This is a genomic window from Rhodobacter sp. P2_H5 (assembly GCF_056403335.1).
Genome location: NZ_JBFUFS010000003.1, coordinates 49,640 through 65,152 on the forward strand (window position 1 = coordinate 49,640; position 15,513 = coordinate 65,152).

17 protein-coding genes are annotated in these 15,513 nt (G+C 66.1%); 1 reads left to right on the plus strand and 16 read right to left on the minus strand.

Features of this window, described 5'->3' with window-relative positions:
* Window positions 1–3 precede the first annotated feature (3 nt).
* A complete protein-coding gene (locus tag AC1DVR_RS04490; RefSeq protein ID WP_477999338.1) occupies window positions 4–702 on the minus strand; it encodes a DUF3592 domain-containing protein in 699 nt (232 codons plus the stop codon).
* Between the two features lie 144 nt (window positions 703–846).
* Window positions 847–1,566 carry a DUF3592 domain-containing protein gene (locus AC1DVR_RS04495; protein WP_477999339.1) on the minus strand — a complete coding sequence of 240 codons (720 nt, stop codon included), beginning with the start codon at window positions 1,564–1,566 and terminating at the stop codon, window positions 847–849.
* An 88-nt stretch (window positions 1,567–1,654) separates the two neighbouring features.
* On the opposite strand from AC1DVR_RS04495, the gene AC1DVR_RS04500 reads away from it, so the two are divergent.
* Window positions 1,655–4,765: a valine--tRNA ligase gene (locus AC1DVR_RS04500; RefSeq protein WP_477999340.1), complete on the plus strand. Its 3,111-nt coding sequence runs from the start codon at window positions 1,655–1,657 to the stop codon at window positions 4,763–4,765.
* Between the two features lie 55 nt (window positions 4,766–4,820).
* Here AC1DVR_RS04500 and hypE read toward each other — a convergent pair whose 3' ends face one another.
* The 14 genes from hypE to AC1DVR_RS04570 all read right to left on the minus strand — a co-directional run bounded on the left by hypE (window position 4,821) and on the right by AC1DVR_RS04570 (window position 15,509).
* Window positions 4,821–5,843, minus strand: coding sequence for a hydrogenase expression/formation protein HypE (hypE, locus tag AC1DVR_RS04505; protein WP_477999341.1), 1,023 nt, complete (start codon window positions 5,841–5,843; stop codon window positions 4,821–4,823).
* 86 nt (window positions 5,844–5,929) lie between these two features.
* On the minus strand, window positions 5,930–7,066 hold the full coding sequence (hypD, locus tag AC1DVR_RS04510) for a hydrogenase formation protein HypD (protein WP_477999342.1): 1,137 nt from the start codon (window positions 7,064–7,066) through the stop codon (window positions 5,930–5,932).
* On the minus strand, window positions 7,063–7,356 hold the full coding sequence (gene hypC, locus AC1DVR_RS04515) for a HypC/HybG/HupF family hydrogenase formation chaperone (protein ID WP_477999343.1): 294 nt from the start codon (window positions 7,354–7,356) through the stop codon (window positions 7,063–7,065). The genes hypD and hypC overlap by 4 nt, the downstream gene beginning before the upstream one ends.
* Window positions 7,357–8,841, minus strand: coding sequence for a sigma-54-dependent transcriptional regulator (locus AC1DVR_RS04520; protein WP_477999344.1), 1,485 nt, complete (start codon window positions 8,839–8,841; stop codon window positions 7,357–7,359).
* Window positions 8,842–8,844: 3 nt separating this feature from the next.
* Window positions 8,845–9,726 (minus strand): hydrogenase nickel incorporation protein HypB, encoded by an 882-nt coding sequence (gene hypB / locus AC1DVR_RS04525; protein WP_477999345.1) that lies wholly within the window; start codon window positions 9,724–9,726, stop codon window positions 8,845–8,847.
* The gene (hypA, locus tag AC1DVR_RS04530; protein WP_477999346.1) at window positions 9,726–10,067 is read right to left on the minus strand and encodes a hydrogenase maturation nickel metallochaperone HypA; all 342 of its coding nucleotides are present in this window, start codon (window positions 10,065–10,067) and stop codon (window positions 9,726–9,728) included. The genes hypB and hypA overlap by 1 nt, the downstream gene beginning before the upstream one ends.
* Entirely contained in the window at window positions 10,060–10,950 is an 891-nt protein-coding gene (locus tag AC1DVR_RS04535) for a hypothetical protein (protein WP_477999347.1), read from the minus strand. Before AC1DVR_RS04535 ends, hypA begins: the two co-directional genes overlap by 8 nt.
* A gap of 1 nt (window position 10,951) precedes the next feature.
* Window positions 10,952–11,755, minus strand: coding sequence for a [NiFe]-hydrogenase assembly chaperone HybE (gene hybE, locus AC1DVR_RS04540; RefSeq protein ID WP_477999348.1), 804 nt, complete (start codon window positions 11,753–11,755; stop codon window positions 10,952–10,954).
* On the minus strand, window positions 11,752–12,582 hold the full coding sequence (locus AC1DVR_RS04545; RefSeq protein ID WP_477999349.1) for a hydrogenase expression/formation protein: 831 nt from the start codon (window positions 12,580–12,582) through the stop codon (window positions 11,752–11,754). Before AC1DVR_RS04545 ends, hybE begins: the two co-directional genes overlap by 4 nt.
* 10 nt (window positions 12,583–12,592) lie before the next feature.
* On the minus strand, window positions 12,593–13,018 hold the full coding sequence (locus tag AC1DVR_RS04550; protein ID WP_477999350.1) for a thioredoxin domain-containing protein: 426 nt from the start codon (window positions 13,016–13,018) through the stop codon (window positions 12,593–12,595).
* Between the two features lie 5 nt (window positions 13,019–13,023).
* Entirely contained in the window at window positions 13,024–13,335 is a 312-nt protein-coding gene (locus AC1DVR_RS04555; protein ID WP_477999351.1) for a HypC/HybG/HupF family hydrogenase formation chaperone, read from the minus strand.
* A complete protein-coding gene (locus AC1DVR_RS04560; RefSeq protein ID WP_477999352.1) occupies window positions 13,335–13,943 on the minus strand; it encodes a HyaD/HybD family hydrogenase maturation endopeptidase in 609 nt (202 codons plus the stop codon). The genes AC1DVR_RS04555 and AC1DVR_RS04560 overlap by 1 nt, the downstream gene beginning before the upstream one ends.
* Before the next feature lie 267 nt (window positions 13,944–14,210).
* Window positions 14,211–14,939: a Ni/Fe-hydrogenase, b-type cytochrome subunit gene (cybH, locus tag AC1DVR_RS04565; protein ID WP_477999353.1), complete on the minus strand. Its 729-nt coding sequence runs from the start codon at window positions 14,937–14,939 to the stop codon at window positions 14,211–14,213.
* Between the two features lie 3 nt (window positions 14,940–14,942).
* On the minus strand, window positions 14,943–15,509 hold the full coding sequence (locus tag AC1DVR_RS04570) for a HupE/UreJ family protein (protein ID WP_477999354.1): 567 nt from the start codon (window positions 15,507–15,509) through the stop codon (window positions 14,943–14,945).
* Window positions 15,510–15,513: the final 4 nt, after the last annotated feature.

Consider the following 15,513-nt stretch of genomic DNA (forward strand, 5'->3'; position numbering starts at 1 on the left):
ACCTCACCCAAATTGCTTTGCAAACCTAGCCGAGGCTGCGGCGCTTGCCCAAGGAAAACCCCCCTCCCGCGCCCCGCAATCGCCCTCCCAGACCGAGCGCCACTTGCTCGCGGGGTCGGCGTAGATCGTGATCGTGGCCCCGAGGGGCGGAAGGTTCCGGCGCCAACCCCGGAAAAGGTACCCCTTCTCGCCCGTTCCATCCGTCCAGTAGGCGAACCAGCCTGTCCTGCCCATGCTCCTGAGCCGGGTGATCTGCGCCGTCCGGCGCGTCCCGGTTTCGCGCAGGACGATGGCTCGGCCGAACCCGATCATTCCCAGCACCAGTCCCAAGGCCCCGAAGATACAACAGACAAGGCCTAAAGCGACCGCCGCAAGGTCACCCCAGAATTGCGGGCTGTGCTGCAGTCTCTGCTGTTCCGGGTTGCCTCGCCTGTACCAGATGTCCAAGGCACTTCCCGGCTTCAGCGTCGCCCAAAGGTTTGGCTCGACCGTCGCCGAGTTCCGGAGGGTCTGACCCGCGCTAAAACTGTAATCGACCCCATAGACCGTACAGGCATCAACGCAAGGCTGGTGCGCCGGCCTTTGCCAGACCCGTTCGACCTTTGCTTGCACAGAAACTTCGTCGCGGAACGTCTCCCAACTGGCGGCAAGTTGGGGCAGATTCTGCGTCAGCACAGTCAAAGCCACGAAGAAAACCAGCACGGCGGCCCATCCGCCATTCCCCAGCGCCCGAAATGGGTCGCTCCACCGGACGTAACTGCCGCCACCCCATGCCAATTGGGCGCCCCTTCCCAACATGTTGCCTCAGACTGGTAGAGGATTGCGGCCCCGTTCGTCAAATTCCCCTCACCGCGCCCCGCAATCCCCCTCCCAGACCGAGGGCAGCTTGCCATCAGGGTCGGCATAGATGGTGATCGTGACACCAACCGGCGGAAGAGCCGGGCCCGGACCTCCCCGCCGGTCCTGCCCGTGAAGCTTTGTCCGGCCAGGCTGACCAGCCTCATCCTGCCAGGTGGCGCGCCAATTGGCGTAGCGGCGGAGCCAACGGACACGTTCCACAGCGATGACTCTGGCGCTGCGCCTTTGGCCCGAGTCGCGCAGCCAGGCCATCCGGCGCGCGGTGCACAGCGCCCGGATGCCGAGCGCGGTGCCGAACAGGGCAAGAATGCCACCGTCGAACAGGAAGACCGGGACCAACTCCCAGGTTGCGCGGCTGTCCTGCACCACCTTCCAGCGCGCGCCCGGGGCGACCCGCAAGGGGATCAGGTCCCCAACATGGGCCGCGTCATAGACGCCGCGGTACACCTCCAATGTCGAGACGAAGCCCTCGTCCTCGGGCGCGGTCAGCCGATAGGTCAGCCGATAGACCTCCCCACCCCGACCCGTGCCAGAGACCGCATCCTTGCGCAAAAGTACGCCGGTCGTGGGGATCCAGCGCGTGTCAATCCGATGCGCTTGCCATGCCCAACCGCCCGCCCCGAGACAGGCGATGACGGCGCATGCGCACAGGAAACCGGCGACATCCCCGCCTTGCCCTGCGAACAACTGCCAAACCGATTTGCGCACTGCTCGATCCATTTTCCCGACCGCAAACCGCTTTTCCTCGCCCGCCCCACAGGATACACACGCCGCGGAACAATACGAGGGCTAGAGCATGCCGATGGAAAAGACCTTCAACGCCGCAGAGGCCGAGGCCCGGATTTCGAAGCTGTGGATCGACCAGAAGGTCGGTCGTGCCGGGGCCAATGCCAAGCCGGGGGCCGAGGCCTTCTCGATCATGATCCCGCCGCCCAATGTGACGGGCTCGCTCCATATGGGCCATGCCTTCAACAACACGCTGCAGGACATCCTGATCCGCTGGCACCGGATGCAGGGGGATGACACGCTCTGGCAGGTCGGCACCGACCATGCCGGGATTGCGACCCAGATGGTGGTCGAACGCGAACTGGCCAAGGACAAGACCAACGCCACGCGGCGCGAGATGGGGCGCGAGGCTTTCCTCGCCAAGGTCTGGGAATGGAAGGAAAAATCCGGCGGCACGATCATCAACCAGCTCAAGCGCCTCGGCGCCTCCTGCGACTGGGACCGTGAGGCTTTCACCATGTCAGGGGCGCCCGGTGCGCCGGGCAAGGATGCCGAGGGCAATTTCCACGATGCCGTGATCAAGGTCTTCGTGGACATGTACAACAAGGGCCTGATCTACCGCGGCAAGCGCCTGGTCAACTGGGACCCGCATTTCGAGACCGCCATCTCGGACCTTGAGGTCGAGAATATCGAGGTGAAGGGCCATATGTGGCACTTCAAATACATCCTCGCCGGCGGCGAGACCTATGAATACGTTGAAAAAGACGCCGAGGGCAACGTGACCCTGCGCGAGAAGCGCAACTATATCTCGATCGCCACCACGCGGCCCGAAACCATGCTGGGCGATGGCGCCGTGGCGGTGCATCCTTCCGACGCACGCTATGCGCCCATCGTCGGCAAGATGGTCCAGCTGCCACTTTGCGACCGCCTGATCCCGATCATCACCGACGAATACCCCGATCCCACCTTCGGCTCGGGTGCCGTGAAAATCACCGGCGCGCATGATTTCAACGACTATCAGGTGGCCAAGCGCGCCAACCTGCCGATGTACCGCCTGATGGACACCCGTGGCGCCATGCGCGCCGACGGTGCGCCCTATGATGTGGCCGTCGCCCGCGCCCGCGAGATTGCTGCCGGTTCGCCCACCAACGAGATTGAAGTCGACAGTCTGAACCTCGTGCCCGAGAAATACCGTGGCCTCGACCGCTTCGAAGCCCGCAAGCTTGTGGTGGCCGATATCAACGCGGCGGGCCTTGCCGTGACCGTGCTGGTGAAATCCTATGACGAGGAAACCGGCTCGGAACACCTGACGCTGGAACCCGTGGTCGACAACAAGCCGATCATGCAGCCCTTCGGCGACCGCTCCAAAGTGGTGATCGAGCCGATGCTGACCGACCAGTGGTTCGTCGATACCGCCAAGATCGTCGGCCCCGCGCTTGACGCCGTGCGCAACGGCGACACCGTGATCATGCCGCAGTCGGGCGAGCGGACCTATTTCCACTGGCTGGAGAATATCGAGCCTTGGTGCATCAGTCGCCAGCTGTGGTGGGGCCACCAGATTCCGGTCTGGTACGGCCTGAACCTCGATGCGCCCGATTTCAAGGATGACGAAGGCGACGACGCGCTCGACGAGGTGGAGATCCTGACCTTCCTCGGCAACGGCGGCTATGCCGAAAGGGATGCGCGCCACCACTGCGCCGCCGACCTTGCCACCGTGACCGAGCATTTCCGCGACGATCTCGCCCCCCTGCCGCACCCGCTGAACGCCGCCCGCGTGGTCGAAGTGGCCGACCGGGCCGAGGCTGTGGCCCTGCTGGCGCAATCGCTGGCCGACTACAACCTCAGCCAGGATCCGACCCACCTGACCTACCCGGTCTGGCGTGACCCTGACGTGCTCGACACCTGGTTCTCCTCGGGCCTTTGGCCGATCGGCACCCTCGGCTGGCCCGACCAGACGCCGGAACTGCAGAAGTACTTCCCGACCTCCACCCTGATCACCGGGGCCGACATCATCTTCTTCTGGGTCGCCCGGATGATGATGATGCAGCTGGCCGTGGTCGATCAGGTGCCGTTCCACACGGTCTACCTGCACGGCCTCGTCCGCGACGCCAAGGGCAAGAAGATGTCCAAGTCGCTGGGCAATGTCATCGACCCCCTGGAGATCATCGACGAATTCGGCGCCGATGCCCTGCGCTTTGCCAATGCGGCGATGGCCTCGCTCGGCGGCACGCTGAAGATGGACACCCAACGTATCGCCGGCTACCGCAACTTCGGCACCAAGCTGTGGAATGCCTGCCGCTTTGCCGAGATGAACGGGGTCTGGGAGGGCTATGCGACCAACCCGACGCCGCCCAAGGCCACCGCGACCGCCAACCTCTGGATCATCGGCGAGACCGCCAAGACCCTCGCCGAGGTGAATGAGGCGCTCGCCACCTACCGTTTCGACACCGCCGCCGACGCGCTGTACAAGTTCGTCTGGGGCAAGGTCTGCGACTGGTATGTCGAATTCGCCAAGCCGCTGTTCGATGGCGAACAGGCGGCCGAGACTCGCGCCGTGATGGCCTGGGTGCTGGATCAGTCGATGATCCTCTTGCACCCGATCATGCCCTTCATCACCGAGGAACTCTGGTCCACCACCGGCACCCGCGCCAAACTGCTGGTCCACACCGACTGGCCGACCTATGGCCTGGATCTTGTGAACCCCGAGGCCGCCCGCGAGATGGCCTTCGTCACCGCCCTGATCGACGAGGTCCGATCGGCCCGCGCACAGGTCCATGTCCCGGTCGGCCTCAAGATCGACCTGGTGGCCATCACCCTGTCGGGCGAGGCCCGCGCTGCGTGGGAGCGCAACGAAAGCCTGATCCGCCGTCTGGCGCGGATCGAAGGCTTCTCTGAAGGCCCCGCGCCCAAGGGGTCCATCACCCTGGCGCTGGAAGGCGCGGCCTTCGCCATCCCGCTCGCCGGGCTGATCGACATTGCCGAGGAAAAGGCCCGTCTGCAAAAGACGATGGACAAGCTCGCCAAGGAAATCGGCGGGTTGAAAGGGCGGCTGAACAACCCGGCCTTCGCGGCCTCTGCCCCGGAAGAGGTGGTGGACGAGGCGAAAGCCAACCTTGAGGCCCGCGAGGACGAGGCCGCCAAGCTGAAGGCCGCGCTGGCCCGTCTGGCCGAAATCGGCTGACGCGCCGCACCGGACCGCAAGAAGGCCCCCGCACCCCGGGGGCCTTTTTCACGACCTAGCAGATCCGCGGCAGCTGTTCCCCGATCAGCATGTCGACGATCCGGCTGCCGCCGAAAAGCGTGGTCATCCGAACCTGACCCCTGTGATCGGCCACAGCCCGCCCGATCCGGCAGGCCGCCCGCCCCTCGGGCAGGCTTTGCATCGCCTCCAGCGCAGCCTCGGCCTCATCCTCGGGAACGAACAGCACCAAAGTGCCCTCATTGGCGAGGTAGAGCGGATCGAGCCCCAGAATCTCGCACATGCCCTTGACCTCGGTCCGCAAGGGCAAGTCCGTTTCCGACAGCAGGATGCCGACACCCGATGCCTCTGCCATCTCGTTCAGCGCCGAGGCGATGCCGCCCCGTGTCGCGTCCCGGGCGGCGCGGGCGCCGGGGGCGGCGGCCAGAACCGCCTCCATCAGGTGGCCCAAACCGGCGCAATCGGATGTGAGGTCGGTGGACAAAGCCATATCGCCCCGTGCCGCCAGAATGGCAGCACCGTGGTCGCCGAGCATCCCGTTGACCAGCGCCACATCTCCCGGCCGGATCCGGTCCGCCGCCAGATGCCGCCCGGGCGGGATCACCCCCACGCCCGCCGTGGTCACAAAGACCTTGTCCGCCGAGCCGCGCCCGACGACCTTGGTATCCCCGGTCACAATCCGCACCCCGGCGCGCAATGCCTCCGCCTGCATCGAGGCCACGATCCGGCGCAACAGGGCCACCTCGCAGCCCTCCTCGATGATGAAGGCCGCCGACAGCCACAGGGGCCGCGCCCCGCCGACCACGAGGTCGTTGACCGTGCCGCAGACCGCGATTTTGCCGATATCGCCACCGGGAAACTCGACCGGCGTGACCACGAAACTGTCGGTGGTGAAGGCCAGTTGCGCCCCGGGTTCCCGCAAGGCATCGGAAATCAGGCGGGCCTGATCCTCGGAGCCCGGGGGCTGGAAGACGGCGGTGAAGACCTCGTCGATCAGATCGCGCATGGCCTTGCCGCCGCCGCCATGGGCCAGGGTTACATGGGTATCGCGCAGTGCCATTTCTTGCCCCCACAAATCTTCTGCGAAGATTTTGCTTGCGAATTTTCGCAGAAAATTCGGTTCTCGGAAGTTTCGCAGAAACTTCGTCACTCCGCCGCGGCACGCGCCCCGGCATATTGCCAATAGGCCGCACAGGCCCCCTCCGACGACACCATCAGCGCCCCGAGCGGCATCTCCGGTGTGCATCCGCGCCCGAACTGCGGGCAGGCTGTGGGCTTGATCTTGCCGGTCATAACCGCACCACAGGCGCAACCCGGGATCTCGGGCACATGACGTGGCCCTGCGGCATAGCCAATGCCGAACTTCTCCTCGGCGTCAAAGGCGCGGTATTTCGCACGGATGCGCAACCCGCTGGCGTCGATCTCGCCCAAGCCCCGCCATTCGAAACTCGGCCGGCGTTCGTAGACATCGGCGATGGCGGCGAGGCTGACCGGGTTGCCATGTTCGGGCACGACGCGGGCATATTGGTTTTCCACCTCGGCCCGGCCTTCGGCGATCTGGGTCAGGACCATCAGCACCGATTGTAGCAGATCGGTCGGCTCGAACCCGGCCACGGCGATCGGCTTCTTGTAATCCCTTGCAATGAAATCATAGGGATGGATCCCAATCACCATCGACACATGACCCGGCCCGATGAACCCGTCGAGCAGCATGTCGGGGTCGTCGAGCAGGGCCTTGATCGGCTCTGGCACGGTGATGTGGTTGCAGAAAACCGAGAAATTGCCCAGACCCTCGCGCGCGGCCTGCTGGATCGACAGGGCAGTGGAGGGGGTCGTCGTTTCGAACCCGAGGCCGAAGAAGATCACCTCGCGCCCCGGATTGCGCCGCGCCAGTTCCAGTGCGTCCAGGGGCGAGTAAACCATCCGCACATCGGCGCCGCCCGCCTTGGCCTGCATGAGCGACTTCTTGTGCCCCGGCACCCGCATCGCATCGCCAAAGGTGCAGAAGATCACGCCGGGCTGTTCGGCCAGCTGCACGCATTCATCGACCCGCGCCATCGGCAGGACGCAAACCGGGCAGCCCGGGCCGTGGATGAACTCCACCCCAGGATGGATCAGCTTGTCGAGGCCGTAGCGGAAGATCGAATGGGTATGGCCGCCGCAGATCTCCATGATATGGACCGGCTTTTCGCGGCTGGCGCCGATCTTGTCGGCCTCTGCTGCAATCGCCGACAGCAGCCCGCGCGCTAACGCAGGATCGCGGAATTCGGAGGCGTATTTCATGCCACACCCCCCGCCAGCGCGCGCTGGCCTTCGGCCATGGCCGCCAGGGCCTCCTGCGCCTCACCCAGATCGCGCAAAGCCTCCAAGGTGCGTGCGGCCTCTTCGGCGTCGATCAGGCTCATGGCAAAACCGACATGGATCAGCGCCCATTGGCCCACCAGGTCCTGCAAGGGGCCGAGGGCGACGCAGGCGACATTGACCTCGCGCCGCACACCGGAAACCTCGGCCATGGCCATGAGGCGGGCTTCATCCGTGATGGCCACGATCTGGCCGGGGATCCCAAGACACATTCAGTCGTCCTCCTCTTCATCGGCCGTGGCCAGCCCGGGGGGCTGCACGCCGTAGCGGTCCAGTTTCGCGCGCAGGCCGACCCGGCTCAGGCCAAGTTCGGCGGCGGCGCGGCTCTTGTTCCAGCGGTGCCGGGTCAGCGTCTCGCGCAGGATGCGCATCTCGACCATCTCCACCCGATCCTTCAGGCTGCCGTCGCCGGTCAGGCCACTTTGTGCCGAACGGTCGGCCCCGGCATCGCCGGGTGGCGCCTGCAGGATGTGGCGCGAGATCAGGTCGGCGCCCAGCACCACCTCCTGCGCGCGGATCAGCATCCTTATGACCTCATTGGACAATTCGCGCAGGTTGCCGGGCCAGTCGTAGCCTTCCAGAAAGGCCAGCGCCGCATGGTCAAAGCCGTGCACCGGCTTGCCATGGGTGGTGGAGGCCTCCACCAGCAGATGCTGCGCCAGAAGCGCCACATCGCCGGGCCGCCCGCGCAGGGGCGGCAGGGTCAGTTCGGTGGTCGAAAGCGCAAAGTAAAGATCGGCGCGGAACTGCCCCTCGGCCACCAAGGCCCCAAGGTCGCGGTGCGCGCCCGAGATCAGCCGCAGGTTCGAGGTCAGGACCTCGTTCCCGCCCACCGGCGTAAAACCGCCCTCGGTCAGCACGCGCTGCAGGGCCATCTGCAGGGCGGGCGACAGGCTGTCGATGCCGTTGAGGAACAGCGTGCCCCGGTCGGCGCGCTGCATCAGGCCGATCTTGTTGGACCCGCCGGGCAGAACCCCGCGCTTCGCCCCGAACAACTCGATCATTGCGAGGTCGTCGGGCAATCCGGCGAGGTTGACCTCGTGAAACGGCTTGTCCGACCGCAGGGACGCATAATGCATCGCGCGTGCCAGCTGCGCCTTGCCGGTGCCGGGCTCGCCGGTCAACAGGATCGGCACGTCGAAGCTGGCATAGGCCCGGGCCTGCGCCACCACGGCGTTCATCGGCGAGGTCGGACCGCGCAGGATGGTCTCGAACCCTAAGCCCTCGCGCAGGGCCTTGCGGCGTTTTTCCAGCCGGCTTTCGGCAGTCGCGGTCAGAAAGCGCATCTCCAGCGTCATGCGCTCGTTTTCCCGCGCCAGGGTGAAAAGCTGCGCCGCATTGCGGGTGGCCACCAGAAGCTGATCGGGATGCCAGGGCTTGGTGAGGAACTGGTGGATCCCCGCCTCGTTGATCGCGGCCATCATCGAATTGGCGTCGGTGTAGCCGGTCAGGATGATGCGCACCGCATCGGGCCAGCGTTCGCGGACCTCGGTCAGGAACTCCACCCCGCTGCGGCCCGGCATGCGCTGGTCGCAGAGGATGACCTGAATCCATTCCTGTTCCAGCACCGCCATGGCCGCTGCAGCATCGCCCGCCATATGGATGTCGAACTCATCCTCCAGCGCCATTTTCATCGCTGACAGCGAGTGGGGCTCGTCATCCACCAGAAGAACCGAGGCGCGGATCGGGCTGGCCATGGCTCAGGCCTTGGCCGCAAGCTGGCCGGTCAGCCAGTCGATCCATTCGGCCATCCCCGCCCCGGTCCGGGCCGAGACGCGCAGGATCTCGATCCCCGGATTGATCCGGCGCAGATTTGCCTCGTAAGCCTCCAGATCGGCGTCGCAATGGGGGGCAAGGTCGGTCTTGTTGAGAAGCGCGAGCTTGGCGGCAGTGAACATGTCGGGGTATTTCAGCGGCTTGTCCTCGCCCTCGGTCACGGACAGGATCGCCACCTTGGCGTCCTCGCCCAGATCAAAGGCGGCGGGGCAGACGAGGTTGCCGACGTTTTCGATGAAGAGATAGGAGCCCGACTTCGGCGCCAGCACCTTGATCGCATGGCCCACCATCTGCGCATCCAGATGGCAGCCCTTGCCCGTGTTGACCTGCAAAGCCTGCGCCCCGGTGGCGCGGATGCGGTCGGCATCGACCGAGGTCTGCTGATCGCCTTCGATCACCGCAAGGGAGGCATCGCCCAGCATTTCGATCGTCTTGCACAGCAGCGTGGTCTTGCCCGAACCGGGCGAGGAGACGAGGTTCAGCGCCAGCACCCGCAGATCCTGCAAGGCCGCGCGGTTGACGCGGGCAAAGTCGTCGTTCTTGGCGAGGATCGAGGTCTCCACCGCGATCAGCCGTGCCTGCGACATGCCGGGGACCGAAACTCCGGCGGCCCCGAGACCATAGTGCTGGTCATGGGAATGGTTGTGGTTATGGTTGTGACCATGATCGTGCCCATGGTCATGCGGATGGGGGTGCATATGCGGCACCGCTGGCGCCCGGGCGCGGACATGGCCGAAGGGCAGCAATTCCTCCTGCCGCTTGCCGTCAAACACCAAAGTCTCGCTACACCCGCATACCGTGCACATCAGAGCACCTCCATATCCTTGATCCGCATCTCATCCCCGCCCTGCGGCATCAGCTTACCCGAACCGCAGAGCGGGCAAAGCGCCAAACGGTCCTCGATCTCGACCGTGCGGGCGCAGTCGTAACACAGGGCCTGCCCGGGCAGGTCGATCATCTCCAGCGCCGCGCCCTCGGCCGGGCTGCCGCGCATCACCACGTCGAAGGCGAAGGCCAGCGCCGGCTTTTCGACCGTCGCGAACTTGCCGATCTCGACCCGCAACCGGGTGACGCGAGCAAAGCCGTGCTGGCGGGCCTGCGCCTCGATGATCGAACGGATGCCCTCACACAGCGACATTTCATGCATGATGCACCGGGGGCTGTGGCAGCTGGACTTCGACGCAGGGGGACAGGATGTCGATGACGAGGGGCAGCAAGGTGGCCTTCTGCGGCGGCAGGCTGTCGAGCGTCCGGGTCAGGATGCCGCCCGGCGCGCAAAGGTGGTCGGTCGGCGTGCAGCGGGCAAATGCGGTGACGAGGCCACTCGCAGCGCGGGCCTGCACCGCATAGGCGCCGCGCGCGGCGGGCACGATGGCCAAATCGGCTTGGATCTGGACGGCATGGCACGGGTCCCGCCCGGTCTGCAGGGCGGCGATGTCGTGGATCACCCCTGCTGCCCGCCAGAACGGCCCGCGGCCAAAGCGCGCCGCGATGCCTTGCAGCGCCGGGGCAGCAGCATGGCGCGCCGCGACCGAATTCTCCTGCGCCACCGGCAGCAGCGCGGTTTCGGGCCGGGACAGGGGCAGCTCTGCCACCGCCTCACCCGGGGCAAAGGCCGCGGCAATCGCCGTCAGGACCGGGGCCAGGCCCTCGCCCGAGGCGAGCCAGTCGTCAAAGCCGGGTGGTTCCGCCCGGCCCCAGACCATCAGGTTCACCCGGGCGGGATCGGCCCAATCCCTTGGTAGGGCCAGCGGCGTCAGGCCCAGAAGCCGGGGCCAGATCACGCAAAGCTTCAGCAAATGGTCGCGCAGGGTCTCGATCCGCAGGGCCTCGGGCGCCGGGGCGGGCAGGCCGAGGGCCAGCCGCAGCGCCATGGCCTGCGCCGCCGCGCAGAGGTTGAAGAGGCGTGGCAGCAGCGCCGCAGCCTCGGCCACCGGGCGGCCCAGCATCAGCGCCGCCACCGGCAAGGCGGCAGGCGGCTGGAACGCCCACCCTGCCCCGTCCCGTCTGATGACCAGCGCGCTTTGCATGTCAACCCTCGGCCAGTCCGGCGCTGATCAGGGCGCGACGTGTGGGGGCAAAGGGCTCGGCCGGCGGGACATCTGCGGCGGTGGCTTCGCCCGCATCAGGTTCAGCGCTGGCCTTGGCGGCCCCTTCGGCTGCGGCGCGGATTTCCGCGGCGCGGTCGGTCTCCTCGCGGTGGTCGGGCTCGAACAGGGCGGCCATGATCGCATTGGCCACCTCGACGGCCTGCAACTGGCTGGAGAAATCCCCCATCGGCGAGAAGAGCGAACAGGCCTTGTAGCCGCCCACCATCTCCCGCGTGTTGTGGATGAACTCGTATTCGCCCGAGGGGAAGCCGATCACCTCCTTCTCACCCGCCCGTAAGGGCGGCCAGGAGGTCTCTCCCGGCAGAAGCACGAGGTTCAGGAACCAGGGCGAAATCAGCACGCCAAGCACCTGCCCTTCCCAGTCGCGAAAGCCCACGGCCTGCACATGGAGGGCCGCGTTGACGATGGGCACGTCCTTCATCTTGGCGTTCCAGATCTCGCGGAAATCGGCCTCAAGTGCCGCGGTGCGGCTGGCGATGAAAGCGGCGCGCGCCATATCGGCGCTGCCCGGATCGGCCAGCACCATGAACTGCGCCTTGGGGGCGCCGCAGCCCGGGCAATGCCAATCCTCGGGCAGGTCGGCAAAGGGGGTGCCGGGCAGGACCTGGCGGTAATCGTCGCCCTCGGCCGGGTCATAGGGCGTCCAGCAGATTTTGCATTCCATCACCGCCGCCGTCGAGATGCGGTCATTGGCGCCAAGGTAGGACCCTTCGAAACCGCTCATCTGATCGCCTCCAGCACTTCAAGGATGCGCGCGCCGCTGTCTTCCAGATCCTCGCGAGCGGCAAGGGCCACTTCGGGCATGGGGGTGACCTCGAACGTATCAAGGATCAGGTTATCCTGAGAGTTGTAGAACTGCACCCGCCAGATCGGCGCTATCGCGGTCGCGGTGATCCGGCAATTGCCATAGCCGCGCGACAGGATGGTGACCGCCCCCTCGCCCAAAGCCTCGGCGAGCCAGAGGAGGTCCTCCTCGGTATGGGGCAGAAGGGTCAGGTTCACCACATGCGGCAGAGCGCCGGGGCGGTGGCTCGCCGCCTTGTCCAGCAGTTCGGCCAGGATCGGCGGCGCATTGACCACGCCCGGCCCGCGCGGCAAGAGCGTGCGGCGCGCCGGTTTGGCAGGCTGGAAGGCGCGGGACATCGACAGGCCCGGCACCGGCGCCACCTCCAGCCGGTCCACCCCGGAACCGGCCAGCAGCCAGACCCCGGCAAAAACCGATTCCTGCACCAGAAGGGCGGGATTGCCGCGCAGCTTCATCGAAACCTCGCCCTGACCCAAAGTCTCTGCGATCAGCGCCCGCGCCGCCTTGCCGAGGCCGGAAAGGTCGAAATCCGCCGTCTGCCCGCCGCGCGAGGCGATGTCGCAGGCGGCGGCCACGTCCTGCAGCGTCGCCAAGGCCGGCGCGACCGAGGTCAGGTCAGCGATATCCGGCAGATGCGGGCTATAGGTCCGCATCCCCGAGGGCAGCGCCATATATTCCAGCTCGCCATCCTCGTCGGGTTGCGAACCGGGGCCGAAGCCCACGGGGGGCAGGTGGAACGTCGCCATGAAAACCTCCTCAGGCAGCCGCAAGGCCGAGAATATGGGTGATGCGCATCATGTAATCGTCCCAGTCGCGGATCTTTTCGACCGCGCCCAGGTAGCGATTTTGCTGGAAGAACAGGAAGCCGGGGGTCTTCAGCGCCCGGTGCGTCTCGCGCAGGGTGGCTTCGATGGCGTCATCGACCACGGCGCAGTCGAAGGCGTGCTGGAAGACCATCCGCAGTTCCGGCAGGATCACCGCGGCATCCGCCGTCTCCAGATTGCGGACCGGATCGCCGGGGATGAAGAGGCAATGCGCCCCGGGCCGGTCAAGGAATTCCGCCACGTCGGACATGCTGTGCAGGCGCGGCCAGTGGAGTTCGGCTTCCAGCCGCGTCAGCAGCGGGTGTTTGGCGCCCTTCGTCGCGGGGGCATGGTCGTGATCATGGGCATGGTCGTGCATCGGATCTATCCTTGCGCAAGGCCCGCGTCGAACGCGGCCTGAAGATGGGGGGGCAGGCTGGGGCTTCGCGCCTCAAGATCAGCAAAGGCAGCGCCGAGGTCGCCGCCCTGCATCAGGGCGCGCAGGCCGCTGAGGGCGGCGCTGATCTGCGCCGCCTCTTCCGCGCCGATCACGGCACGGGCAGCGCCGAGAAAGTTAAGCACCCAGTCGCCGGGCCGGGCCTCGGCACAGAGGCTGAGGTCGATGATCTCGCCCCCCTCGGCCAGCCCCGCGATCCCGTCGACCGAGATCAACCGCATCGGCACGCCGACACACATCAGAGCCCCTCCGGCAGAAAGCGGGCGTCGCCGATCCGGCAGGCCTCGGCCTCCGAAGGGCGGCCGGCCTCATAGGCGTCGCGGCGGATCGAATGGTCGGCGAGGCCGTCACACGGCGTCTGCCCCGGCGGAGCGGCAATGCCCCATTCGGCCAGCCGCGCCAGAGCCACACCAAGCGCCGGGTCGATCTGGGCCGCAACCGCGGGGCGCAGACCGCCGCCGAAATCCTCCAGCTCGACCGGCTGGCAGCCGATCAGCAGCATCTGGGACGGGCAGTAGCCCATCAGCTGGGCGGTGGCGATCACGTCCTGAAAGCCGGTCTGGTGCAGGCTCATCTTCTTGGCGCCCAGGAAGGCCGGGACAGCGTCATTCTCGACGATCTTCAGCGTGCCGGGCGGCAGGCCGTAATCCACCGCGTCAAAGACGATCAGCGCCTCGGCTTCCTCCAGAAAGGGCAGCAGATACAGCCCCTGCGTCCCGCCATCCAGCAGCCGCACCTCGGGCCCGAAGGCGTGGCGGGAGGCGAGCGTCTCGACACAGCGCACACCAAAGCCCTCATCGGCCCAGAGCACATTGCCGATGCCCAAGATCAAGATTTTCGCCATCATCCCCTCCCCGGTCCGGCTGGCCACTTTGCATCTGGCCTTGGAACTGACAGTAGAGTTTTCACCCACAGCGTCAGAAGGCTTTTCACGTTTTGGCAGGAATTTAGCCAATCCCCTGACAAAACTCCCTTTTTTCGGCAAAAACCGCCTCGGGCAGCCCGCGTCAATGCAAGGTATCTTTCCACTTTACGCCACGCCTGAAAAGAGACCATCCAGAACGCAAAAGGGGCGCGCCGCAGCACGCCCCTCCGCCATTCGCCGTGGCAAACCTCAGGTCGGGTCGTCATCCTTGAAGGTCCGGTGGCCGGAAATCATGGTCGAGACGATCGACTGCCGGCTCATGATATCCTCGCGGATCGCGACATAGATGTGGATGATCATGAAGATGGTGATCCACCACATGCCAAGGTGATGGATCGTGTGCAGGGTCTGGCTTGGCCCCACCAGCTGGCGCACCCAGCCGAAAGCCAGGTCGAAGAAAGATCCCTGCCCCGCGCCCTCGGCATAAAGCGCCATGCCGGTCAGGATCATGAAGCTGAGGCCGAGCGTCATGAAACAGAACATCGCCATTTGGGCCAGGGGGTTGTGGCCCACATATTTCTTCGGTGCGGCTTCGAGGAACAGATACCAGCGGATCTCGAACCAGACCTCGCGCCAATAGCTGCCGCGCCAGATGGGTACATAGAACAGCTGCTTGGCATGGTGATTGCCGATCAGTGCCCAGTAGATCCGGCCGAAAAAGGCCACGGTCAGGATCATGCCGGCGGCGAAATGGGCAAAGCGGATATAGCCGAAGATGAACTGGTCATAGGCCTCGCCCGCACCCATCGTCGGCAGGGGCGAGCCGATCAGGTAGCCGGACACCATCAGCACGACGATGGCCAGCGCATTGGTCCAGTGCCAGATCCTGACCGGCGCTTCGTAGACATAGACCGAGGTCTGGCGGCGGGCGCTGCCCAGATCCGCCGGATGGGCATCGTGGGCGGGAAGGTCGCTCATGGCCTAGCCCACCATCATCAGAAGGCCGGCCCCCGCGATACCCGCCCCGATCAGCCCCTGCGCCAGAGGCACCCGCGCCACCTGCCGTGCCAGGTAAATGCCCACCAGATGCAGCGCGGCGGTGGCGATCAGGAACCCCGCGAGGTAGAGGGAAACCGCCCCCTTCGCCTCCGCCCCGTGTGCATAACCATGCGCCGCCGCGAAAAGCGCCACCATCGCCAGCGAGGCGCCGGTCACCCTCGCACCCTGCCCGCGCCGGGCCAAGGCCACCATCAGGCCAAAGCCCAGAAGCGAGGCGAGGATCGCCCCCTCCACCCCCGGCAGCCGCAGACCCGCCCAGGCGAGCCCGGCGCCCAACGTCATCGCTGCCATGAAGCTCGCCGCCCCGGCCCAGACATGGCGCTTCAGGGCAAAGCCCGACCAAAGCCCCACCGCCAGCATCGCCAGCAGATGGTCCGCCCCGGTCAAGGGGTGCAACAGCCCGGCCTCAAAGCCGAAGCCATGGCCCGGATGGGCCAGCGCCGGGCCGGCCGCCAAAGCCAAGCCTGCAGAAAGCATCAGTTTTTTCATCGCA